Source organism: Microbacterium sp. 13-71-7 (genome assembly GCF_002257455.1).
Lineage (GTDB): Bacteria > Actinomycetota > Actinomycetes > Actinomycetales > Microbacteriaceae > Microbacterium.
The window spans coordinates 1-20,972 of sequence record NZ_NCKN01000046.1 but is presented as its reverse complement, the minus strand read 5'-3'; the positions used below and the strand labels follow the sequence as shown (position 1 = coordinate 20,972).

The window sequence follows — 20,972 nt, the reverse complement described above, 5'->3', positions numbered from 1 at the left end:
CGTCGTGCAGAGCGACGATGCGGTGCGCGTCGCGGACGAGCGACTCCCCGGCGACGGTGAAGGCGATGCTGCGTCCGCGCCGCTCGACGAGGGGCAGGCCGAGCGTGCCCTCGAGGCGGCGCAGGTGCGCGGAGACCGTCGGCTGGGAGAGGTGCAGCGCGGCTGCAGCCCGGCCGACGCCCGCGAACGCCGCGACGGCGATGAGGCTGCGCAGCTCCGCGATCTCCATGCTGCTCATGGATCCATCCTGCGCCACCGCGGCCATCGTCCCGCGCTATCCATCAGGATTCGTGATGAGATGCGTCGCCTGATGCGAGGAGCGGCGAACCTGGCGGCATGACCAGAACGACCGTCGCCGTCTCGGCGTGCACCATGGTGACGCTCTACGCGGTGAACTACGCGCTGACCTCGCTCGCCCTGCGCACGATGAGCCCGTTCCTGCTGCTCCTGCTGCGCTTCGGGCTCTCCGTGCTCGTGCTGCTCGTGGTGTGCGCGCTGCTGCGGACGCCCCTCCCGCGCGGTCGTCTTCTCGCGGTCGCGGCGGGTGCGGGGCTGCTGTCGCAGGCGGGGCAGTTCGTGGGGACCTACTGGGCGCTCGGGCACGGTGTCGGCGCGGGGTTCACGGCCCTCGTCATCGCGATGAATCCGGTCGTCACCGCGCTGTTATCCCGTCTGATCCTGCGACGGCGCGCCTCCCGCCGGGCTCTGGTGTCGACCGCGCTGGGCGCGGCGGCGGTGCTCGTCGCCTGCCTGCCGATCGTGCTCGCGGATCCGCGGATCGGCCCCGTGATCCTGGCCGTGGGCGGATCGCTCCTCGCGGTCTCGCTCGGGGCGCTCTGGCAGGGGCGGTCTCTGCGCGGAGTCCACCCGGCGATGTTCACCCTGATCGGCGTCGTCGTCTCCGCGCCGGTCGCGGGTGCGCTGGCGCTGACGGAGCCCGCGCGTCCGCCGGTCGGCGTCGCATCCTGGGCGCTGCTCTGCGGGATCGTCGTGATCGGCCTCGGCGGCACCGTGCTGTACTCGGCTCTCGTGCGCGCCGTGGGCGCGGACGCCGCATCGATCCTGTTCAGCGTGATCCCCGCGGCCACGGCCGTGGCGGCCCTGCTCGTGCTGGGGGAACCGCTCTCCGTGGCCGGCGCGATCGGGCTCGTGCTCGGGGCGGCGGCGTCGGTGCTGCGACTCGGCGACGACCGCCCTCCCGCGGCGGATCCCGCCGCCCAGGAACCGGGGGATCGCACGCGCGCGCCCGCGCGAGCAGCATCCCAGCCTTAGGAGAACCTGGATGAGTCCTTCGGACTCGGCCAGTAGTCTGGTTGTCATGCGTCGCGGGACATTCCGAGAAGGAACGGTGGACTATGCCGCCGTGGGGGCGACCCACGCGCCCGACCTGATGCAGTATCCGCCGGAGCGCAGCATCCCCGCCGAGGAGTCGTGGCGGCTCGGCAGCGGCGAGGAGCGGTTCCGCACCGCCGGTGACGCCCTGCTCTCGTGGACGGCCCAGCGCGCGGCCGGTCTCCAGCTCACCGATGTGCGTCCGGCCTCGAGCCCCGGGTACGCGGGGGTCAGCTTCGACGCCGAGGGTGCTCCGATCGCCCCGAGCCACACCGAGATCGAGCCGCGCTACGACGAGGACGGCACTCCCTGGGCGGCTCCAGGCATGACGCTCAAACTGCACGGACGGGTCTCCGGCATGCGCGCGGACGCCGAGCTGCGGGTGATCTCGGTGACCGAGCAGACGCACCGGATCGGCTTCGTGCTGGGCACCGTCGCCGGATCCGTCGTGAGCGGCGAGGAGTCGTTCGACATCGAGTGGAACGACGCCGACGAGGTGTGGTTCACCGTCCGCGCGTTCGATCGCCCGAACAGCTTCCTCTACCGCAGCTTCCCCTACCTGGTGAAGCGTCGCCGGCGCGAGCTCTTCGCGCGGTACCTGCGCGCGATCTCCCCGCTGTACGCGACGCCCGTCTGATGGCGCCTTCCTGATGGCCGGCCCCCTGCCGCTCGGGGATCCGGCGCCTGCGGACGGCCGGCTGCCGGCCGATCTGCCGATCGACCCCGATGGCGCTTTCTCGGCATACCTGCACGTGCCGTTCTGCCGCGTGCGCTGCGGATACTGCGACTTCAACACCTACACCGCGTCCGAGCTGCGCGGGGCGCGCCAGGATGCGTACGCCGACACGCTGATCCAGGAGATCGTCCTCGCTCGCGAGGTGCTCGCGGAGCGCGGTCCGTTGCGGCCGCTGAGCACGGTCTTCTTCGGCGGCGGCACGCCGACGCTGCTGCCGCCCGGCGATCTCGGCCGCATGCTCGGCGCCGCGATCGACGCGTTCGGCATCGCCGACGGCGCCGAGGTCACCGTCGAGGCCAACCCCGACACGGTGACCTCGGAGGTCGCAGAGGAGCTCGCGGCGGCCGGGGTCACCCGGATGTCGATCGGCATGCAGTCGGCCGTGCCGCACGTGCTCGCGGCGCTGGACCGCACGCACCGGCCGGAGAACGTGCGCACCGCGGTCGAGGCCGCCCGTGCCGCCGGCCTGGCGGTCAGCGTCGACCTCATCTACGGCGCGCCGGGGGAGTCGCTGGAGGACTGGCGCTCCTCGCTGACGACCGCGATCGCCCTCGATCCGGATCACATCTCGGCCTACGCGCTGATCATCGAGGACGGCACCAAGCTCGCCCGCCAGATCCGTCGCGGCGAGGTGCCCGCTCCCGACGACGACCTGCAGGCGGACATGTACGAGCTGGCCGACGAGTTGCTGGGCGAGGCCGGCTTCGACTGGTACGAGGTGAGCAACTGGGCCCGCCGGCCGGCCGGTGACGGCGGCGCGGACCAGCGCTCCCGGCATAACATGGCGTACTGGCGCGGCACGGACTGGTGGGGCTTCGGGCCCGGAGCGCACAGCCACGTCGCGGGCCTGCGGTGGTGGAACGTGAAGCATCCGGCCGCGTACGCGCAGCGGCTCGCGGCGGGGGAGTCCCCGGCCGCGGCCACGGAGCGCCCCGACGCCGAGGCCGGGCAGCTCGAGCGGATCCTGCTGCGCTCCCGGATGTCGGAGGGCATGCCGCTCGACGCGATCGCGGCGGACGCCCGCACCAGGGTCGCGGGGCTCATCGCGGACGGCCTGGTCGACGCCGGCGCCGCCCTGCGCGGCACGCTCGTGCTCACGCTGCGCGGCCGGCTGCTCGCCGACGCGGTGGTGCGCGCCCTGACCGACTGAGCGCGCGCCCTCAGCCCTTCTCGGCCGGGAGCAGGTCCACCACGGACGTCCGCCGCTGCGGCCCGATCACGGGGTCCGCACCCGCACCGTCGAACAGCGCCGCGGTGCGCCGAGCGTCGAACGCGGGCCAGCCCGGATCCCCGTCGCGGATGAAGCGCACCCAGGCGTCGTGCATCGCGGTGGCGAGCGGCTGCGGCGGCGCGGCGCCGGCGATCTTGGCGCTCTCCGGATCCTGGAGGCGGTCGAACACGAACGGGAGCTCGAGGGCGTGCGCCGCCCGCAGATCGCGCACCGCGCTCGGCCAGGAGAACTCGTACAGGAAGGTGGGTGCGGTGCGAGCACGTGCGGCCCGGGTGGCCGGCGCGCGCAGCAGCAGGTCCGTGGCGAGCTGGCCGAACACCTCCCCGGTGCTCGCACCGGGATGATCGGCGCGCACCGCCCTGGCCGCCGCGGCGGGGATCCGCAGGGCGAGGCGCGCGAGCAGGAGCTTCGACGGCCGGATCCCGTTCAGGGCCTCCGGCGGGAACCAGAGCCGGTACTCGTCCGTATTGGTGCCGATCAGCAGCGGCACGTCGACGTCGGCGAGAGCCTCATGGGGCGACCGGGGGAGGGACTCGGGATCCCGCACGAGCTGGAAGCCCGGGGCGCCGCCGAGAGGGGAGGAACCGGCCGCCTGAGCGCGTCGCGCTTCGAGCAGTGCGTCCGGGGCGAGGGATGCGAAGGCCTCGCGTGTCGCCGCGACCCCGAGTCGCTTCGCGAGCTGGCGGGTCACCCGTCCGCCGCGCTCGGGGGCCTGCGCCTCGAGCGGACCGGACTGCACGATCCCGCCGCGCACCAGCGACCGGGAGTCGGGCCGGGAGAGCAGCGCGGCGACGAGCGCGCCTCCCGCGGATTCGCCCATCAGCGTGATCCGGTCTGGGTCGCCGCCGAATGCCGCGATCTCGTCGCGCACCCAGCGCAGGGCCGCCGCGACGTCCTGGAGGCCCAGGTTCCGCGGCGCGTCCTCGAGCACCGAGAAGCCCTCGGATCCCAGCCGGTAGTTGACGCTGACGAACACCACGCCGTCGCGGGCGAACGCCGTGCCGTCGTAGGTCGAAAGCGCCGCGGTGCCGCGCTCGAGCGCGCCGCCGTGGATCCACAGCACCACAGGAGCGGCGTCCGCGCCCGCCGGAGTCCAGACGTTGGCCGTGAGGATGTCGTCGCCGTCGATGCGGAGGGTGCCGAGGATCTCGGCGGTCGCGCCCGTGTACGGGAGCTGCGGCGCGGTGGGCCCGAAAGCCGCGGCGTCGCGCGGCGCGGACCAGGGCTCGACGGGTCGCGGCGACCGGAAACGGTCCTCGCCGAAGGGCGGGGCCGCGTACGGCACGCCCAGATACCGGTCGATGCCGTCGCTGCGCCGGCCGATCAGCTCGCCGGAGGAGATCCTGGTGCGCACGACGTCCTGGTCCATGGCCACATCCTAGGGAGTGCCGGATCCTCGACATCTCCGGTCCCTGAGCCTGTCGAAGGGCCCGGCAGGATAGGATTGGCACTCAGGATGCACGAGTGCCAACGGTGAGGAGGAGCGATGGTCTCGGAACGCGGACTCCAGGTGCTCCGCGCCATCGTCGAGGACTACGTCGAGACGAATGAGCCGGTCGGCAGCAAGTCGATCGTGGAGCGGCACGCGTTCGGCGTGTCGGCCGCGACGATCCGGAACGACATGGCCCAGCTCGAGGACGAGGACCTCATCGCGGCGCCGCACACCTCTTCCGGGCGTGTGCCGACCGACAAGGGCTATCGCGTCTTCGTCGACCACCTCGCGCAGGTGCGGCCGCTCTCGGCGGCCCAGCGCAGCGCGATCACGGCCTTCCTCGCCGATCCGGCCGACCTCGACGACCTCATGGTGCGCACCGTGCGCGTGCTCACGCGGCTCACGGGTCAGGTCGCCCTCGCGCAGTACCCGTCGTTCGCCCGAGCGCACATCACGCACGTCGAGCTCGTCGCCCTCGCGCCGAACCGGCTGCTGATCGTTCTCGTCACGGACGCGGGCGGCGTGTCGCAGCGGATCGTCCCGCTGCCGGTCGAGCTGGACGACGCCGAGCTCGGGCTGCTCCGGGCGGTCATCACAGAGCTGCTGACCGGCCGCTCGGTGCGCCGCGGCGCCGAGCGCGTGGAGGCGGCGGCGGAGACGTCGTACGGCCCCCGCATCGACGCGGCCCGCGCCGCCGTGCTGCGCGCCGTGGCGGAGGAGCTCGCGGAGTTCCGCCAGGAGCGACTGGTGATGGCGGGGGCGGCGACGCTCGCCCGCCGCGAGCACGACTTCCGCGGCAGCATCCATCCGCTCCTCGAGGCGATCGAGGAGCAGGTGACGCTGCTGCGGCTGATGAGCGAGATGCGCGTCGACGAGCACGGCCTCGCCGCGAGCATCGGCACGGAGAACGCGGCGTTCGGCCTCGGCGAGGCATCGATCGTGGCGAGCGACTACGTGACGCACGGCGGCACCGCACGCGTGGGCGTGATGGGGCCGACCCGGATGGACTACCCGAGCAATCTCGCGGCGGCGCGGGCCGTGGCCCGCTACCTGTCGAGGCTGCTCGAGGATGACGAGACCGGCCGCTGAGCGGCCGCAGAACACACGCGCCGCCGCTCGGCGGCCCGGAAAGGCGATGGTGACGGATCACTACGAGGTCCTCGGCGTCTCGCGCGACGCGAGTGAGGACGAGATCAAGAAGGCCTATCGGCGGCTCGCACGTCAGCTGCACCCCGATGTGAACCCCAGCGAGGACGCGGCGGAGCGGTTCAAGCTCGTCACGCACGCCTACGACGTGCTGAGCGATGCCGACTCCCGGCGCCGCTACGACATGGGCGGCGACCAGAACGGCAACGGCGGCTTCGGCGGTTTCGGAGGCTTCGGCGACATCTTCGAGACCTTCTTCGGCGGCGGAGGGGCGCGCGCGGCACGTCCCCGTTCGCGGCGGGAGCGCGGTCAGGACGCACTCGTGCGCGTCACGCTCGAGCTCGGCGACGTCGTCTTCGGCGTGCACCGCGACATCGAGGTGGACACGGCGGTGCTCTGCGAGACGTGTCAGGGGTCCTGCTGCCAGGAGGGCACCTCGCCCGTCACCTGCGACATCTGCGGAGGCTCCGGTCACGTGCAGCAGCAGGTGCGCAGCCTGCTCGGCAACGTCATCACGACCGCGCCGTGCGGCTCCTGCGAGGGCTTCGGCACGACGATCCCGTTCCCGTGCCAGACCTGCAACGGCCAGGGCAGGGTGCGCTCTCGTCGCACGGTCGGGCTGGACATCCCGGCCGGCGTCGAGACGGGCCTCCGCCTGCAGCTGCCCGGTTCCGGCGAGGTCGGCCGCGCCGGCGGCCCGAACGGCGACCTGTACGTCGAGGTGACCGTCGCTCCGCACGCCCGGTTCAGCCGGGACGGCGACGACCTGCTCGCGACCCTCGAGGTCGCGATGAGCGACGCGATCCTGGGCGCCACGACGACGATCGAGTCCCTGGACGGACCCGTGGATCTGGAGATCCGACAGGGGCTGCAGTCGGGCGACGTGCTGACGATCAAGGGCCGCGGCATCACACCGCTGCGGGGAAGCCAGCGCGGCGACCTGCGCGTGGGCGTGCAGGTGCTCACGCCGACGAAGCTCGACCACAAGGAGCGCCAGCTCATCGAGGACTTCGCCAAGCGCACCAAGGCGCCGGCGCCGAGGCTCGCCGAGTTCCACCAGGGCCTGTTCTCCAAGCTGCGCGACCGCTTCCGGGGCTGATCCGCGATGGCCCTGCACTTCGTGACGCCCGATGCGACGGCGGCGACGGCCGGATCCGTCGTCGCCCTCACCGGCGCCGAGGCCAAGCATGCGGCCGTCGTGCGCCGGGTGCGGATCGGGGAGCCGATCACGCTCGGCGACGGGGCAGGCGCCTGGCTGGAGGGCGAGGTCGCCTCCGCGGCGCCGGGGCTCGTCGAGGTGCGGATCCTCTCGCGCCGGCAGGATCCCCGTCCCGCCCCTCGGATCCTGCTCGTCCAGGCGCTCGCGAAGGGCGACCGCGACGAGCTCGCGGTGCAGGCGGCGTGCGAGCTCGGCGTCGACGAGATCGTGCCCTGGCAGGCGGCGCGCAGCGTCTCCCGGTGGGAGGGCGCCAAGGCCGCGAAGGGCAGGGAGCGCTGGTCGACGATCGTGCGCGAGGCCGCCAAGCAGGCGCATCGGTCCTGGATCCCCGAGGTCGCCGCCGTGGAGACGACCGGAGATCTGGCGCGTCGCGCGGCGACGCAGCGCGTGCTGATCCTGGATCCCACGGCCCCCGCGGCGCTGTCCGCCCTCGTCCCGGACGAGCGCGACATCGTGCTGGTCGTGGGACCGGAGGGCGGCATCGCCCCCGAGGAGATCGAGCGGCTCGTCGCCGCGGGCGCAGAGCGCGTGCTGCTGGGCGACACCGTGCTGCGCACGTCGACCGCGGGCCCGGCCGCGATCGCCGTGCTGAACGTGGCGCGCGGGCGCTGGTAGTCCGCCGTCGCGCAGCACCGCGCCGATAGACTGGGCGCATGAGCGAACCCTCGATCTTCACGCGCATCCTGAACGGGGAGATCCCCGGCGAGATCCTGCTGGAGACCGACGACGTCTTCGCGATCCGCGACATCAACCCGCAGGCGCCGCTGCACGTGCTCGTGATCCCCAAGTCCGAGCAGTTCCGCGATGTCACGGAACTCGCCGCGGGCGACCCAGGACTCATGGCGAAGATGGTCGCCGCGGCCAAGGAGATCGCCGATGAGCACGCGAACGGCGAGTACCGCCTGATCTTCAACAACGGCGCGAGCGTCGCGCAGTCCGTCTTCCACGTGCACGCCCACGTGCTCGGCAATCTCGAGGAGAACAAGCTCGTTGGCTTCTGATGACATGGCGGAGTCGATGACCTCGGCCCGCATCGAGGTGGACGGGGTCGCGATGGTGCAGCTGCTCGGCCCCCAGGACCGGCTGCTGCGGATGCTCGAGAAGGAGCATCCTGCGGTCGACGTGATGGTGCGCGGCAACGAGGTCACCCTGACGGGCGAACCCGCGGCCGTGCGCTCGGCGCAGAAGCTCGTGGACGAGCTCATCGAGCTGACGCGCTCCGGGCACGCGCTCGCCCCCAGCGACGTCGCGCAGTCGGCGCGCATGCTCGAGCGCGAGGGCGTGCGTCCGAGCGAGGTCCTCGGCGAGGCGATCCTGTCCACGCGCGGACGGGTGATCCGGCCGAAGACGCTGGGCCAGAAGGAGTACGTCGACGCGATCGATGAGAACACGATCGTGTTCGGCATCGGCCCCGCCGGCACCGGCAAGACCTATCTCGCGATGGCGAAGGCCGTGCAGGCGCTGCAGCGCAAGGAGGTCGAGCGGATCATCCTCACCCGCCCCGCCGTCGAGGCGGGCGAGCGGCTGGGATTCCTGCCCGGAACGCTCACCGACAAGATCGATCCGTATCTGCGCCCGCTGTACGACGCGCTGAACGAGATGATGGATCCGGAGATCGTGCCCCGCCTGATGGCGAGCGGCACGATCGAGGTCGCCCCTCTCGCCTACATGCGCGGCCGCACGCTGAACGACTCGTTCGTCGTGCTCGACGAGGCGCAGAACACCACGCCGGAGCAGATGAAGATGTTCCTCACCCGGCTCGGATTCGGCACGCGCATGGTCGTCACGGGCGACATCACCCAGGTCGATCTCCCGCAGGGCGCCTCGGGCCTGCGCGTCGTGACCCGGGTCCTGAAGGACATCGACGACATCCACTTCTCGCGGCTCACGAGCGACGACGTCGTGCGGCACTCGCTGGTCGGGCGCATCGTGGATGCGTACACCGAGTACGACGAGCAGCGCACCGCGGCCCGCACCGAGCGCGAGCAGGCGGCGGAGTTCGCCAACCGCGCCGAGCGCCGCGCGGGGCAGCAGCGCCCCGGACCCAGAGACCGCATGCCGAAACGAGGCCTGAAATGATCGAGATCAACAACGAGTCGGCCATCGCGATCGACGAGACGGTGCTGCTGCGCCTCACCGAGCGCAACCTCGGCCAGCTGAACGTCAGTGCGGATGCGGACGTCGCCATCGTCCTCGTCGACGAGGGCGCCATGGAGGCCCTCCACGTGCAGTGGATGGACGAGCCAGGTCCCACCGACGTGCTGAGCTTCCCGATGGACGAGCTCCGTCCCGGCACCATCGACCGTCCCACGCCTCCCGGACTGCTCGGCGACATCGTGCTGTGCCCCCAGGTCGCGGAGACCCAGGCCGCGGCCACCAAGCACACGCTCATGGACGAGCTGATCCTGCTCACGACGCACGGGCTGCTGCACCTTCTCGGCTTCGACCACGCCGAGCCCGAGGACGAGAAGGAGATGTTCGGCCTGCAGCGCGAGCTCATCGCCGGCTTCGCCGCGGACGAGCGCTCCCAGGGTCGATGACTCCATTCCTGCTGCTCGCCGGCGCGATCCTGCTCGTCGCCTTCGGCGGTCTCATGGCCGCGATCGACGCGGCGCTGTCGGTGACCTCCCGAGCGGATCTGGAGGAGATGGGATCCGAGGGGCGCAACGCGCCGGCCCTCGCCAGGATCGCCGCGGATCCGGAACCGCACGCGAACGCCGTGGCGTTCATGCGCGTGTTCGTGGAGACGGCGGCGGCGGTGCTGGTCACGGTCGCCTTCGTGCTGCTGTTCGACGATCAGATCTGGTGGGCGATGCTCGCCGCCGCGGTGATCATGACGGGCATCACGTTCGTCCTCGTCGGGGCGAGCCCTCGCTCCTTCGGCCGCCAGCACGCCGACGCGATGCTGCGGGCCTGCGCCCCCACGATCCGCGCGGTGCGCGTGATCCTCGGCCCCATCGCGCAGGGGCTCGCCGTCTTCGGCAGCCGGGTCACGCCGGGGGCGGGGCGGAGCACCTTCGCCACGGAGACGCAGCTGCTCAGCATGGTCGACGAGGCGGCCTCGCACGATCTCATCGAGGCGGACGACCGCGAGCTGATCCACTCCGTCTTCGACTTCACCGACCAGTTCGTGCGCGCCGTCATGGTGCCGCGCACCGACATGGTCACGGTCGACGCCACGGCGACGACGTCCGAGGCGATGGACCTCTTCCTCACCAGGGGCGTCTCGCGCATCCCGGTCGTCGATGACGAGGCGGACGATGTGGTCGGCGTGCTCTACCTCAAGGATCTGGTGCAGTTCGCGTACCGGGACGACCGCAGCTGGCGGGCCGCCTCGGTGCGCCGGCTCGCCCGCCCCGCGGTCTTCGTGCCGGAGTCCATGCGTGCGGAGACGCTCCTGCAGCAGATGAAGCGCGAAGCCGTGCACGTGTGCATCGTGATCGACGAGCACGGCGGGATCGCCGGGCTCGTCACGATGGAGGACCTCATCGAGGAGCTCGTCGGGGAGATCTCCGACGAGTACGACCGGCCCGGCGCCGAGGTCGTCGAGCTCGAGCCGGGGCACTACCGGGTGAGCGGCCGGATGAGCCTCGAGGACGTGGGCGAGCTGTTCGGCGTCGAACTCGAGGACGACGACGTCGACTCGATCGGCGGGCTCTTGGGCAAGGAGCTCGGCCGCATCCCCACTCCCGGCGCGACGGCCGTCGTGCGCGGGCTGCTCCTCACCGGCGGCGCCTCGCGGGGCCGCGGGCGCGGCATCGAATACGTCTTCGTGGAGCGGGCCGAGGAGCCGCTCGCGGGGGATCAGAACAAGGAGAACCACGATGAGCGATGAGCGAGACACCGAGACCCCGACCCCGCACCGCAGCGGGTTCGTGACCTTCGTGGGACGGCCGAACGTCGGCAAGTCCACCCTCACGAACGCGCTGGTCGGCGAGAAGATCGCGATCACCAGCGAGAAGCCGCAGACCACGCGGCGCGCGATCCGCGGCATCGTGAACCGTCCGGACGGGCAGCTCGTGATCGTGGACACCCCGGGGATCCACCGCCCTCGCACGCTGCTGGGCGAGCGCCTGAACGACCTCGTCGGACAGGTGCTCGGCGACGTCGATGTGATCGGCTTCTGCGTGCCGGCGACCGAGAAGGTCGGCCCCGGCGACAAGCGCATCGCCGCATCGCTGGACGGCTACCCGCGGGCGAAGAAGGTCGCGATCGTGACCAAGGTCGACATCGCCGAGCGCGACGAGATCACCGAACGGCTCATGGAGGTCGACTCCCTGCGCGAGGACTGGGCGGCCGTGATCCCGCTCTCCGCGCTCACGCGGGTGCAGCTGGACGTGCTCGCGGACGAGGTGCTCTCCCTCATGCCGGAGGGACCGTCGCTGTACGAGGACGACATCGTCACGGACGAGTCGACCGAGGACCGCATCGCCGAGATGATCCGCGAGGCGGCCCTCGAGGGTGTCCGCGACGAGCTGCCGCACTCGATCGCCGTGGTCGTGGACGACATCTCGCGCCGCGAGGACTCCGACCTGACCGACGTGCACGCCTCGATCGTGGTGGAGCGGGACAGCCAGAAGGCGATCATCATCGGACGCAAGGGCGCCAGGCTCCGCGATGTCGGCGCGACCGCCCGTGCGGGGATCGAGGAGCTGCTCGGCACCCGGGTGTTCCTCGGCCTGCACGTGAAGGTCGCCAAGGAATGGCAGCGCGACCCGAAGCAGCTTGGGCGGCTGGGGTTCTGACGTGGGCGTCGCGGCGCAGCAGTGGATCGCCACGGAGTGGGGCGGGCCGGAGCGCTGGCGGCTGGCCGACACGACGGCGCCGGATCCGGAGCACGGCGAGGTCACGATCCGTGTGCGCGCCGCCGGGATGAATCCGGCCGACCGCAAGCACGTCGCCGCGCCAAGGCCCGGAGTCGCCCTGCCGGTGCCGATCGGCTACGAGGTCTCCGGCGAGATCCTCGCGATCGGACCCGGCACCAGGATCGGATCGGGTGAGGCGCGGGTCGGCGACGACGTCATCGCCTTCCGCGTGCAGGGCGGCTACACGACCGCGCTCACGATCCCCGCGGAGAAGGCCTTCCTCAAGCCTCGGCCGCTGTCGCACGCCGAGGCGGCGAACCTGCTGCTCGCCGGCACCACCGCGGCGGAGATGCTCGACCGCGTGCACGCCGCCGCCGGCGAGACGATCCTGCTGCACGGCGCCTCGGGCGCGGTCGGCGTCATGGTGCTGCAACTGGCGGCCCTGCGCGGCATCCGCGTGATCGGGACGACGAGCGAGGCGGGCGCGGAGCGCGTGCGCGGGTTCGGCGGAATTCCGGTCTCCTACGGCGCCGGCCTGCGCGATCGCGTGCGGGGTACGGGCTTCCCTGTGGATGCGGCGCTCGATGCCGTCGGCACGGACGAGGCCGTCGATGTGTCCCTCGCGCTCGTCGAGGACCGCGACCGGATCGTCACGATCGCGGCGCCCGGTCGCGCTGCGGAGCACGGCTTCGCCGCCATCGCGGGAGCGCAGCCCGCCAGCGCGGTCTTCCGCGATGGCATCCGCGGAGAGCTCGTCCGCCTCGCCGACGAGGGACGCCTCGTGGTGCCCCTCGCGCGCACCTATCCGCTCGCCGACGCCATCGAGGCCACCCGGTTCCTCGCCGATGGCCATCCCGGCGGCAAGCTCGCGCTGATCCCCTGACGCGCTCTCCGACGTCGGATCTCCGGTTTCACCACCCGCCGGAGGATCCGCCGCCTCCGCCGCCGCCCGAGAACCCGCCGCCGAACGAGCCGCTGGAACTGGATGACGTGCTCGGCGTCGGGGTCGGGCTGAGCGAGCTGTTCATGCCGCTGAGCGATCCGGCGAAGCTCGCACCCGTGTAGCCGTAGTACCAGCCGGGCGTGACGCCGTCGTGTTCGTACTGCACGGCGAGGACCTGACCCCACTCGCGCTCCATGCCGAACAGCATCGCGTAGGGCAGCAGCCGCTCGTACAGCACGATGACGTCGACCGTCCCGTCCGCGCGGCGTTCCGCCCCGCGGTACGACTGCAGCATGCGGATCCGGTCGGCCTCGGCCAGCCGGATGTACTCGCGCACCCCGAGGAGGTATTCGCGCGTCTCGGCGCCCTGAGGCGTGAGCACGGAGCGGCGCGGCAGCGAGACGAGGAGGGCGACGAGCGCGATCGCCGATGCGACGATCCCGACCACGAAGGTCGCGATTGCCGCGGGGCGGCCCACCGCCATGCCCGGCACCGCCAGCGCGACCGCGCCGAGTCCCGCTGCGAGCCCGATGGCGCTCAGGACCACCGCGAGCACGGAGCGCCGGCGCGTGAGCAGGCCGCGTTCGAACGCCGCGACGCGGGCGGATCCGGAGAGCGCCTTGAGCCGCGTGACGAGGGCGTCGTTCGGCACCTCGAGATGCAGCGTGGTGCCGACGGGATCTCCGGGGAACAGCGCCTGCAGCGCCTCCCCATCGAGCGGATCAGGCGCGAGGGAGGGGTCGAGCAGCTCGAGCACCGGCTTGGCGCTCCCGTCCGAGATGCGGATCGCCCTGCGGACCGCGAGGTGCACCATCTCCGCGGAATCCGCGACGGGTCTGCGTCCCTCGATCTCGGCGGCGAGGACAGGCGGAAGCGCGTCCGGCACGTCGTACTGGGCGACCACGATGCCGCGGCCGCTGCGGCGCCCGCTCCGGCGCAGCAGCCCGATGCCGAGGATCGGGCCGCCGATCGCGAGCACCGCGGCGAGGCCCGCGACGGGGTACGGCGCGACGTCCGTCATGGCATCCGGCTGTCGTGCCGGCGCCTGTGCGAAGGTCCCCTCCTTCAGTGGGAACGCGACCGTGACGCCGGATCCGGCGGGGATCCCGTCCTGCGTGACGGCGAACCCGCCGTTCGCGGGGGCGGGGGAGAGCGTGCACGGCGTCGTGGCGCCGGCGGGCCCGGCGTAGCAGGAAGGGGCGCCGATCATCGCGGCGTCGACCTCCGGGGCGAAGGACAGCTCGGCCGAGAAATGGGCGATCGGCTGCGTGGAGTTCAGCGGCAGCAGGTTCCAGTACCACTCGTCGATCGCCCGGTCGGTGGGCCGGTGCACGACGTCGCGCATCGTGTAGCGGATCACATAGGTGGTGCGTCCATGCGCATAGGCGTCAGGATCGCCGATCTTCAGCTGACGCTCGCCGTTGTCGGTCTCGCTGTCGTCGTACGGCACCGGCCTGCCCGCGCCATCCGTGATCGAGACGACGTGCAGCCCGAGCGGTGCGCCCTCGTACCAGGTCGGCAGGCCGCGGAGGATGCCGTGATTCTGGTCGAACTCGGGGAAGTCCGCGACGAGCGTCTCGGCCACAGCCAGCGTCGCGCGGCCGTCCGCATCGCGGCCGAGCCGATACTGCGCATCCCAGGACGCGTAGGAGAAGTCGTTCGTGTCGGCATGCGCGGCGGGTGCCGCCAGCAGCGGGGCCAGCACGAGGGCGAGGGCGCCGAGCAGGGCGAGCAGCCGGGCGCGCAGTCGAGCCGTCATGCCAGCCAGACTATCCGCCGCAGCCCTCGCGCCGAGCTCCTCCGCGCCCTGCGTGGCGCCCTGCAGCGCCGTGCAGCCGTCGCGACGCTCAGTGCAGCGCGCTCGTCTCGATGATCGTGCGCAGCGCGGCCTCGTCGTTCGGGATCTCGGTGACGCGCTGCGGGGCGGCGAGCAGGGTCTGCAGCTCGTCCGAGAGCGGCAGCTCGATCCCGAGCGCTTCGGTGATCGTCTCGCCGAACTTCTCCGGCTTGGCGGTCTCGAGCACGAGCATCGGCACGCCGTCTTCCACGAACGAGCGCGCGACCTTCACGCCGTCGGCCGTGTGCGGGTCGATGATCGTGCCGCTCTCCTCGTGCACGGCGCGGATCGTGGCGAGACGGTCGGCGTGCGTGCTGGTGCCGCTCACGATGCCGAACTCGTCGGCGAACCGCGGCAGCTCCGCGGTGAAGTCGAAGACGCCGGTGCGGGACAGGTCGTCCCAGGCGCGGACGACGCCCTGCGGGTCGCGGCCCACGAGGTCGTAGATGAAGCGCTCCAGGTTCGACGCCTTGGAGATGTCCATCGAGGGGCTCGACGTCGCGAGCGTCTGCGCGGCGCTGCGGGGGCGGTAGACCCCGGTGCGGAAGAAGTCGTCCAGCACGTTGTTCTCGTTCGCGGCGAGCACGAGCCGGCGGATCGGCAGCCCCATGCCCCGGGCGAAGAAGCCGGAGAGGATGTTGCCGAAGTTCCCCGAGGGCACCGCGAACGACACCTCGAAGCCCTCTCGCTGCGCCGCGTCGAGGGCGTCGGTGGCCCGCAGCCACGCCCAGAAGTAGTAGACGACCTGTGCCGTGATGCGGGCGAGGTTGATCGAGTTGACCGCGCCGAGATGCTGCGCGTTCTTGAAGTCGAGGTCGCCGGCGAGATCCTTGACCAGGTTCTGGCAGTCGTCGAAGACGCCGTCGACGGCGATGTTGTGCACGTTCGCGTCCTGCAGCGAGTACATCTGCGCGCGCTGGAACGGGCTCATCCTGCCCTGCGGCGAGAGCATGAAGACGCTGATGCGGTCCTTGCCGCGCAGCGCGTGCTCGGCGGCCGACCCGGTGTCGCCCGAGGTGGCGCCCACGATGTTCAGGACGCCGCCGGTGCGCTCCAGCGCGTACTCGAGCGCCTGGCCGAGGAACTGCATCGCCATGTCCTTGAACGCGAGCGTCGGACCCTCGGAGAGGCCGACGAGCGTGATCCCGCCGCCGATCGGGGTGAGCGGGACGGGCGTCGCGAAGACGGAGGGGGAGTAGGCGGCGGCGCAGAGCGCCGCGAGGTCCTCGCGCGGGATGTCGGTGGCGAACAGGCCGAGCACCTCGGTCGCCAGCTGGGCGTAGTCGAGCGCGCGCCAGGACTCGAGGGTCGCTGCGTCGACCTTCGGCAGCTGCTCCGGGACGAGCAGGCCGCCGTCGACGGCCAGTCCCTCCAGGAGTGCTTCGCTGTAGGTCTTCGGCTCCCCGCCACCGCGGGTGGAGATGTACTGCACGAGATGCTCCTCGAAAGTCGGGCGTCTCGGATCCGATCGTGGGCGTGCGGATCCGCGTGCATCGATTCTCGCAGGTCCGTCACAGCCCCGAGGCCCGGATGACGCCGTGCTAGCATGTCGGCATGCGCGCAGGCGGTCTGCTTCTTCTTAGCTGCCGCGACGAGTCCCGTATCTGTATCTGAGGGCCCCACTCGTCGCGGTGTTCGTGTTGGCCCGCCCCACACTTGAAGCGACGAGAAGAGCAACCCCTCATGATGAACAACCAGCGCCCCTCCGCGATGCCGGTCCACAAGTACCGGCCGTTCCACGAGCAGATCCGCGTGGACCTGCCCGATCGCACCTGGCCCTCCGCCCGCATCACGAAGGCGCCGCGCTGGTGCGCGGTCGACCTGCGCGACGGCAACCAGGCCCTCATCGACCCGATGTCGCCCGAGCGCAAGCGCGTCATGTTCGAGCTGCTCGTCGGCATGGGCTACAAGGAGATCGAGGTCGGCTTCCCGTCGGCGAGCCAGACCGACTTCGACTTCGTGCGCCAGCTCATCGAAGAGGACCTGATCCCCGACGACGTGACGATCCAGGTGCTGACGCAGTGCCGCGAGCACCTCATCGAGCGCACCTACGAGGCGATCGCCGGTGCCAAGCAGGCCATCGTGCACTTCTACAACTCCACCAGCGTGCTGCAGCGCGAGGTCGTGTTCCGCTCCGACCGTGAGGGCGTCAAGCAGATCGCGCTCGAGGGGGCGCGGCTGTGCCGCGAATTCGAGAAGCGCATCCCCGACACCGAGGTCTACTACGAGTACTCGCCCGAGAGCTACACCGGCACCGAGCTCGAGTACGCCGTCGAGGTCTGCAACGAGGTGCTGGAGATCCTGCAGCCGAGCCCCGGCCGCAAGGTGATCATCAACCTGCCGGCGACCGTCGAGATGGCCACTCCCAACGTCTACGCCGATTCGATCGAGTGGATGAGCCGTCACCTGAACCACCGCGAGAACGTGATCCTCTCGCTGCACCCGCACAACGACCGTGGCACCGCGATCGCGGCGGCGGAGCTGGGCTACATGGCCGGCGCCGACCGCATCGAGGGGTGCCTGTTCGGCAACGGCGAGCGCACCGGCAACGTCGATCTGGTCGCGCTGGGCATCAACATGTTCACGCAGGGCATCGACCCCGAGATCGACTTCAGCGACATCGACCAGGTCAAGCGCACGGCAGAGTACTGCAACCAGCTGCCCGTGCCGGAGCGCAGCCCGTGGGCCGGCGATCTGGTCTTCACCGCGTTCAGCGGATCGCACCAGGATGCGATCAAGAAGGGCTTCGAGGCGATGGCCGCGCGGGCCGAGGAGCAGGGCGTGACGGTCGATGACATCGAGTGGGGTGTGCCCTACCTGCCGGTCGACCCGAAGGATCTGGGTCGCTCCTACGAGGCCGTCATCCGGGTCAACTCGCAGTCCGGCAAGGGCGGCGTCGCGTACCTGCTGAAGACGGATCATGCCCTCGACCTGCCGCGGAAGCTCCAGATCGAGTTCTCCGGGGTCGTGCAGGGCAAGACCGACGCCGAGGGCGGCGAGGTCACCAGCGAGCAGATCTGGGCGATCTTCAACGACGAATACCTGCCGGCCTCGGCCGACGACGCCAAGTGGGGTCGGTTCGAGCTGCTCGGCACGCGCACGAACAGCGACATGTCCGGGGACGTCACGCTTGACGTCGTGCTGCGCGACGACGAGGAGCGCGTCGAGGCGGAGGGGCGTGGAAACGGCCCGGTGGCCGCGTTCATCGAGGTGCTGCGCCAGCGCGGCTTCGAGATTTCGCTGTACGACTACGTCGAGCACACGCTCTCGACCGGCGGTGACGCGCAGGCCGCGGCGTACGTCGAACTGCAGGTCGGCGACCAGCGGCTGTGGGGCGTCGGGATCGACGGCGACATCTCCACGGCGTCGCTCAAGGCCATCGTGTCCTGCGTGAACCGCTCCATCCGCGCCAGGGCCGCCGCCGACGCGGACCTCGTCACGGCCTGAGCGCCCGCCCGAAGCTTCTCCGCACCGTCACCCCGTGTGCGGAGGATTCGTCCGCGACGCAACCGTTCGCGTGACTGCGCCTGCGCCTCGGATCCGGCAGAACCTGCCGGATCCGGGGCGCAGACGTGTCTCAGGGGCGGATGATCGGGATCATCCCGGTCTCGGCGGCGACGCGGCGGCGGTAGAGCGCGCGCTGCTCCGGCAGCGACAGGTCGAACACCACGGCGAGCACGCGGATGATCGCGGTGACGACGATGCCGATGATCGCGGCCGGCACGATGCCCATGCCGAGTCCGTGCGCGATCACGATGAAGGCGCAACCCGCGCCGGCGGCGACGGCGTACAGGGATCCGACGTGCATGATCGACACCGGCAGGCCCATGAGCATGTCGCGGAGCACGCCTCCGCCGGCGGCCGCGCAGACGCCGATGAAGACCGCGGGCACCTCGGGCAGCCCGAACGCGATGGCCTTGCTCGTGCCGAAGGCGCCGAACATGCCGATCACGACGGCGTCGAGACCCACGACCACGGCGTTGAGCCGCTGGAAGAGGCCGGCGAGAAGCATGCCCACGAGCGCCGCGCCTCCGGCGGTGAGGAGGTACCAGTTGCTGTGCAGCGAGGCGGGCGGCTGGCCGAGGAGGATGTCGCGGATGAGGCCGCCGCCCATGCCGATCATGATCCCGATGATGGCGACGCCGAGCAGGTCCAGGCGGCGTTCGCCCCGGAAGCCGCTCGCGAACATGGCGCCCTGTACGCCGCCCAGGCCCACGCCCAGGAGATCGGCCCACAGCGGGATGGTGAAGGTCGGTTCGGTCACAGCTCTATTGTCCCCGGGAGTGGGATGATCGAGGAATGCCCACCTACCGAGACGAAGCGGTGATCCTGCGCACCCACAAGCTCGGCGAGGCCGACCGGATCGTCACGATGCTCTCGCGCGCGCACGGCAAGGTCAGGGCTGTGGCGAAGGGGGTGCGCCGCACCTCGTCGAAGTTCGGATCGCGGCTCGAGCCGTTCATGGTGGCGGACGTGCAGCTGTACCAGGGCCGTTCGCTCGACATCGTGCAGCAGGCCGAGTCGCTCGGTTCCTACGGCGCCGACATCGCGCTGCACTACGACCGCTACACGGCCGCCAACGCCATGGTGGAGACGGCGGACCGGCTGAACGACTCCGAGGCGACGCCGGAGCAGTATCTGCTGCTCGTGGGCGGGCTGCGCGCCCTCGCTCGGGGCGAGCATGCCGCTCGCAGCATCCTGGACTCCTATCTGCTGCGGGTCATGGCGCTCTCGGGCTGGGCGCCGTCTTTCGACGACTGCGCGCGCTGCGCGAAGCCCGGCCCGCACTCGGTGTTCGTCGCGCAGATGGGCGGCATCGTCTGCGACGAGTGCGCGCCCGTGGGCAGTCCGCGCATCCCCGCGACGGCGATCGAGGTGCTCCGCGCCCTGATCGCGGGGGATTGGGAGCGCGTGGACTCCGCGTCCGATCGCGACACCGCGGCCGCGTCCGGTGTCATCGCCGCCTATGCCCAGTGGCATCTCGAGCGGGGGATCCGCTCGCTCTCGCTCGTGGAGGGAACCCGTTGAGCCCCAAGCCGTACACGCACAAGGACGCCGTCCCGTACCGTCCGCTGGATTGGACCGGCGTGCAGCCGCCCGCGTTCCCCGCGGTGCCGAACCACGTCGCGATCGTCATGGATGGCAACGGCCGCTGGGCGAATCGCCGTGGGCTCAACCGCATCGAGGGGCACAAGGCGGGGGAGGAGGTGCTGCTCGACGTCGTGGCCGGTGCGATCCAGGCGGGCGTCAAGCACCTCAGCGTGTACGCGTTCTCGACGGAGAACTGGGCGCGTTCTCCCGAGGAGGTGCGCTTCCTCATGGGGTACAACCGCGACGTGCTGCATCGCCGTCGCGACCAGCTCAACGAGTGGGGCGTGCGGATCAGGTGGGCAGGACGCAAGCCGCGCCTGTGGGGTTCCGTCATCAAGGAGCTGGAGTACGCGTCGGAGCTGACGCGCGGGAACGACACGCTCACGCTCACGATGTGCATCAACTACGGCGGGCGCATCGAGCTCGTCGATGCGATGCGCGCGATCGCCGAGGATGTGAAGGCCGGGCGGATGCGCCCGAGTGCGATCACGGAGAAGGCGATCCGTCGGCACCTGTACATCCCGGACATGCCCGATGTGGATCTGTTCCTGCGGAGCTCGGGGGAGCAGCGCACGTCGAACTTCCTGCTCTGGCAGTCCGCGTATGCGGAGATGGTGTTCCTGGACACGCTGTGGCCGGACTTCTCCCGCGAGGAGCTGTGGCGGGCGATCGGGGTCTATCTCTCCCGTGACCGTCGTTTCGGCGGGGCGGTCGATACGCCCTACGCCGTTTCCGAAGCCTGAGTCGAGGAGGGGTCGCCATAGTGGCGGTCTCGCGGTAGAGGCGGCCTCGGTGCGGTGCGGTGCGGTGCGGTGCCTTGTGGGTGCCTTGCGGTGCCGCGGGTCATGCGAGCCCTGCCTGACCCGCTCCCTCGTGGAGCCACGTTCAGGCGGCGGGGTGGATGCGTTTTGGTGGTGGGTCGATGTTCCCCCAGGCGTATCTCAGGGGGAGTCTCGGATGCAGCACGGATTCTTGCCCGTCCGGGTGGTGCAGGACGAAGTCATCCTTGCGGTGGCGGGTGATCTGCCATCGGCCATGGTGGAGCTCCATGTGGTGGAAGCGGCAGAGCAGGATCCCGCGGTCGATGTCGGTGCGCCCGCCGTCGCGGGCCCATTCGTCGATGTGGTGGGCTTCGCAGTAGGACGCGGGCCGGTCGCAGCCGGTCCATCGGCATCCGCCGTCACGAACGGCGAGGGCGAT

Annotated in this window: 21 protein-coding genes; 15 read left to right on the top strand and 6 right to left on the bottom strand. The window is 71.2% G+C overall.

Annotated elements, in window-relative coordinates; all coding sequences use genetic code 11:
- The coding region (locus B7X32_RS06705; RefSeq protein WP_292717835.1) for a LysR family transcriptional regulator at positions 1 to 238 on the bottom strand (238 nt) is incomplete at its 3' end.
- A gap of 98 nt (positions 239 to 336) precedes the next feature.
- On the opposite strand from B7X32_RS06705, the gene B7X32_RS06700 reads away from it, so the two are divergent.
- Genes B7X32_RS06700 through hemW form a run of 3 tightly spaced genes read left to right on the top strand, consistent with a single transcriptional unit; the run spans position 337 to position 3,218 of the window.
- On the top strand, positions 337 to 1,272 hold the full coding sequence (locus B7X32_RS06700; protein WP_292717833.1) for a DMT family transporter: 936 nt from the start codon (positions 337 to 339) through the stop codon (positions 1,270 to 1,272).
- Positions 1,273 to 1,318: 46 nt separating this feature from the next.
- Entirely contained in the window at positions 1,319 to 1,969 is a 651-nt protein-coding gene (locus B7X32_RS06695) for a DUF1990 family protein (protein WP_292717831.1), read from the top strand.
- A 13-nt stretch (positions 1,970 to 1,982) separates the two neighbouring features.
- On the top strand, positions 1,983 to 3,218 hold the full coding sequence (gene hemW / locus B7X32_RS06690) for a radical SAM family heme chaperone HemW (protein WP_292717829.1): 1,236 nt from the start codon (positions 1,983 to 1,985) through the stop codon (positions 3,216 to 3,218).
- Positions 3,219 to 3,228: 10 nt separating this feature from the next.
- Here the strand turns inward: hemW and B7X32_RS06685 are convergent, their stop codons facing one another.
- On the bottom strand, positions 3,229 to 4,668 hold the full coding sequence (locus B7X32_RS06685) for a carboxylesterase family protein (protein ID WP_292717828.1): 1,440 nt from the start codon (positions 4,666 to 4,668) through the stop codon (positions 3,229 to 3,231).
- A gap of 117 nt (positions 4,669 to 4,785) precedes the next feature.
- Between B7X32_RS06685 and hrcA the strand changes: the two genes are divergently transcribed.
- From hrcA to B7X32_RS06640, 9 genes are read left to right on the top strand one after another with little or no spacing between them, the layout of a single operon-like run.
- The gene (gene hrcA, locus B7X32_RS06680) at positions 4,786 to 5,820 is read left to right on the top strand and encodes a heat-inducible transcriptional repressor HrcA (RefSeq protein WP_292717827.1); all 1,035 of its coding nucleotides are present in this window, start codon (positions 4,786 to 4,788) and stop codon (positions 5,818 to 5,820) included.
- A 49-nt stretch (positions 5,821 to 5,869) separates the two neighbouring features.
- On the top strand, positions 5,870 to 6,976 hold the full coding sequence (gene dnaJ / locus B7X32_RS06675; RefSeq protein WP_292717839.1) for a molecular chaperone DnaJ: 1,107 nt from the start codon (positions 5,870 to 5,872) through the stop codon (positions 6,974 to 6,976).
- Positions 6,977 to 6,982: 6 nt separating this feature from the next.
- Entirely contained in the window at positions 6,983 to 7,711 is a 729-nt protein-coding gene (locus B7X32_RS06670) for a 16S rRNA (uracil(1498)-N(3))-methyltransferase (RefSeq protein ID WP_292717826.1), read from the top strand.
- A gap of 38 nt (positions 7,712 to 7,749) precedes the next feature.
- Complete coding sequence (locus tag B7X32_RS06665; RefSeq protein WP_292717825.1) at positions 7,750 to 8,097, top strand: HIT domain-containing protein; 348 nt, start codon at positions 7,750 to 7,752, stop codon at positions 8,095 to 8,097.
- A gap of 4 nt (positions 8,098 to 8,101) precedes the next feature.
- Positions 8,102 to 9,175 (top strand): PhoH family protein, encoded by a 1,074-nt coding sequence (locus B7X32_RS06660; RefSeq protein ID WP_292717837.1) that lies wholly within the window; start codon positions 8,102 to 8,104, stop codon positions 9,173 to 9,175.
- Complete coding sequence (gene ybeY, locus B7X32_RS06655) at positions 9,172 to 9,636, top strand: rRNA maturation RNase YbeY (RefSeq protein ID WP_292717824.1); 465 nt, start codon at positions 9,172 to 9,174, stop codon at positions 9,634 to 9,636. The genes B7X32_RS06660 and ybeY overlap by 4 nt, the downstream gene beginning before the upstream one ends.
- The gene (locus B7X32_RS06650; RefSeq protein ID WP_292717823.1) at positions 9,633 to 10,931 is read left to right on the top strand and encodes a hemolysin family protein; all 1,299 of its coding nucleotides are present in this window, start codon (positions 9,633 to 9,635) and stop codon (positions 10,929 to 10,931) included. Before ybeY ends, B7X32_RS06650 begins: the two co-directional genes overlap by 4 nt.
- Positions 10,921 to 11,841, top strand: a complete 921-nt coding sequence (gene era, locus B7X32_RS06645) for a GTPase Era (protein WP_292717821.1) — start codon at positions 10,921 to 10,923, stop codon at positions 11,839 to 11,841. Before B7X32_RS06650 ends, era begins: the two co-directional genes overlap by 11 nt.
- 1 nt (position 11,842) lies before the next feature.
- Positions 11,843 to 12,784 carry an NADP-dependent oxidoreductase gene (locus B7X32_RS06640; RefSeq protein ID WP_292717819.1) on the top strand — a complete coding sequence of 314 codons (942 nt, stop codon included), beginning with the start codon at positions 11,843 to 11,845 and terminating at the stop codon, positions 12,782 to 12,784.
- 28 nt (positions 12,785 to 12,812) lie between these two features.
- Here the strand turns inward: B7X32_RS06640 and B7X32_RS06635 are convergent, their stop codons facing one another.
- Positions 12,813 to 14,603: a DUF2207 domain-containing protein gene (locus B7X32_RS06635; protein WP_292717817.1), complete on the bottom strand. Its 1,791-nt coding sequence runs from the start codon at positions 14,601 to 14,603 to the stop codon at positions 12,813 to 12,815.
- A gap of 88 nt (positions 14,604 to 14,691) precedes the next feature.
- A complete protein-coding gene (thrC, locus tag B7X32_RS06630; protein ID WP_292717815.1) occupies positions 14,692 to 16,113 on the bottom strand; it encodes a threonine synthase in 1,422 nt (473 codons plus the stop codon).
- A 251-nt stretch (positions 16,114 to 16,364) separates the two neighbouring features.
- Between thrC and leuA the strand changes: the two genes are divergently transcribed.
- Positions 16,365 to 18,128 carry a 2-isopropylmalate synthase gene (gene leuA, locus B7X32_RS06625; RefSeq protein ID WP_292717813.1) on the top strand — a complete coding sequence of 588 codons (1,764 nt, stop codon included), beginning with the start codon at positions 16,365 to 16,367 and terminating at the stop codon, positions 18,126 to 18,128.
- A gap of 130 nt (positions 18,129 to 18,258) precedes the next feature.
- Here leuA and B7X32_RS06620 read toward each other — a convergent pair whose 3' ends face one another.
- Positions 18,259 to 18,945 carry a TRIC cation channel family protein gene (locus B7X32_RS06620; protein WP_292717811.1) on the bottom strand — a complete coding sequence of 229 codons (687 nt, stop codon included), beginning with the start codon at positions 18,943 to 18,945 and terminating at the stop codon, positions 18,259 to 18,261.
- 35 nt (positions 18,946 to 18,980) lie between these two features.
- Here B7X32_RS06620 and recO point away from each other — a divergent pair, with 35 nt between their 5' ends.
- A complete protein-coding gene (recO, locus tag B7X32_RS06615) occupies positions 18,981 to 19,709 on the top strand; it encodes a DNA repair protein RecO (RefSeq protein WP_292717809.1) in 729 nt (242 codons plus the stop codon).
- Entirely contained in the window at positions 19,706 to 20,515 is an 810-nt protein-coding gene (locus B7X32_RS06610; protein WP_292717807.1) for an isoprenyl transferase, read from the top strand. The genes recO and B7X32_RS06610 overlap by 4 nt, the downstream gene beginning before the upstream one ends.
- A 142-nt stretch (positions 20,516 to 20,657) precedes the next feature.
- Here the strand turns inward: B7X32_RS06610 and B7X32_RS06605 are convergent.
- Positions 20,658 to 20,972 (bottom strand): HNH endonuclease signature motif containing protein (locus tag B7X32_RS06605; protein ID WP_292717804.1); only part of this gene is annotated, 315 nt, incomplete at its 5' end.

What these genes read in the sequence shown, in the direction of transcription:
- B7X32_RS06700 (WP_292717833.1), top strand. Translation starts at nt 337, where the DNA reads ATGACCAGAACGACCGTCGCCGTCTCGGCGTGCACCATGGTGACGCTC.
- B7X32_RS06695 (WP_292717831.1), top strand. Translation starts at nt 1,319, where the DNA reads ATGCGTCGCGGGACATTCCGAGAAGGAACGGTGGACTATGCCGCCGTG.
- hemW (WP_292717829.1), top strand. Translation starts at nt 1,983, where the DNA reads ATGGCCGGCCCCCTGCCGCTCGGGGATCCGGCGCCTGCGGACGGCCGG.
- B7X32_RS06685 (WP_292717828.1), bottom strand. Translation starts at nt 4,668, where the DNA reads ATGGACCAGGACGTCGTGCGCACCAGGATCTCCTCCGGCGAGCTGATC.
- hrcA (WP_292717827.1), top strand. Translation starts at nt 4,786, where the DNA reads ATGGTCTCGGAACGCGGACTCCAGGTGCTCCGCGCCATCGTCGAGGAC.
- B7X32_RS06670 (WP_292717826.1), top strand. Translation starts at nt 6,983, where the DNA reads ATGGCCCTGCACTTCGTGACGCCCGATGCGACGGCGGCGACGGCCGGA.
- B7X32_RS06665 (WP_292717825.1), top strand. Translation starts at nt 7,750, where the DNA reads ATGAGCGAACCCTCGATCTTCACGCGCATCCTGAACGGGGAGATCCCC.
- B7X32_RS06660 (WP_292717837.1), top strand. Translation starts at nt 8,102, where the DNA reads ATGGCGGAGTCGATGACCTCGGCCCGCATCGAGGTGGACGGGGTCGCG.
- ybeY (WP_292717824.1), top strand. Translation starts at nt 9,172, where the DNA reads ATGATCGAGATCAACAACGAGTCGGCCATCGCGATCGACGAGACGGTG.
- B7X32_RS06650 (WP_292717823.1), top strand. Translation starts at nt 9,633, where the DNA reads ATGACTCCATTCCTGCTGCTCGCCGGCGCGATCCTGCTCGTCGCCTTC.
- era (WP_292717821.1), top strand. Translation starts at nt 10,921, where the DNA reads ATGAGCGATGAGCGAGACACCGAGACCCCGACCCCGCACCGCAGCGGG.
- B7X32_RS06635 (WP_292717817.1), bottom strand. Translation starts at nt 14,603, where the DNA reads ATGACGGCTCGACTGCGCGCCCGGCTGCTCGCCCTGCTCGGCGCCCTC.
- leuA (WP_292717813.1), top strand. Translation starts at nt 16,365, where the DNA reads ATGATGAACAACCAGCGCCCCTCCGCGATGCCGGTCCACAAGTACCGG.
- recO (WP_292717809.1), top strand. Translation starts at nt 18,981, where the DNA reads ATGCCCACCTACCGAGACGAAGCGGTGATCCTGCGCACCCACAAGCTC.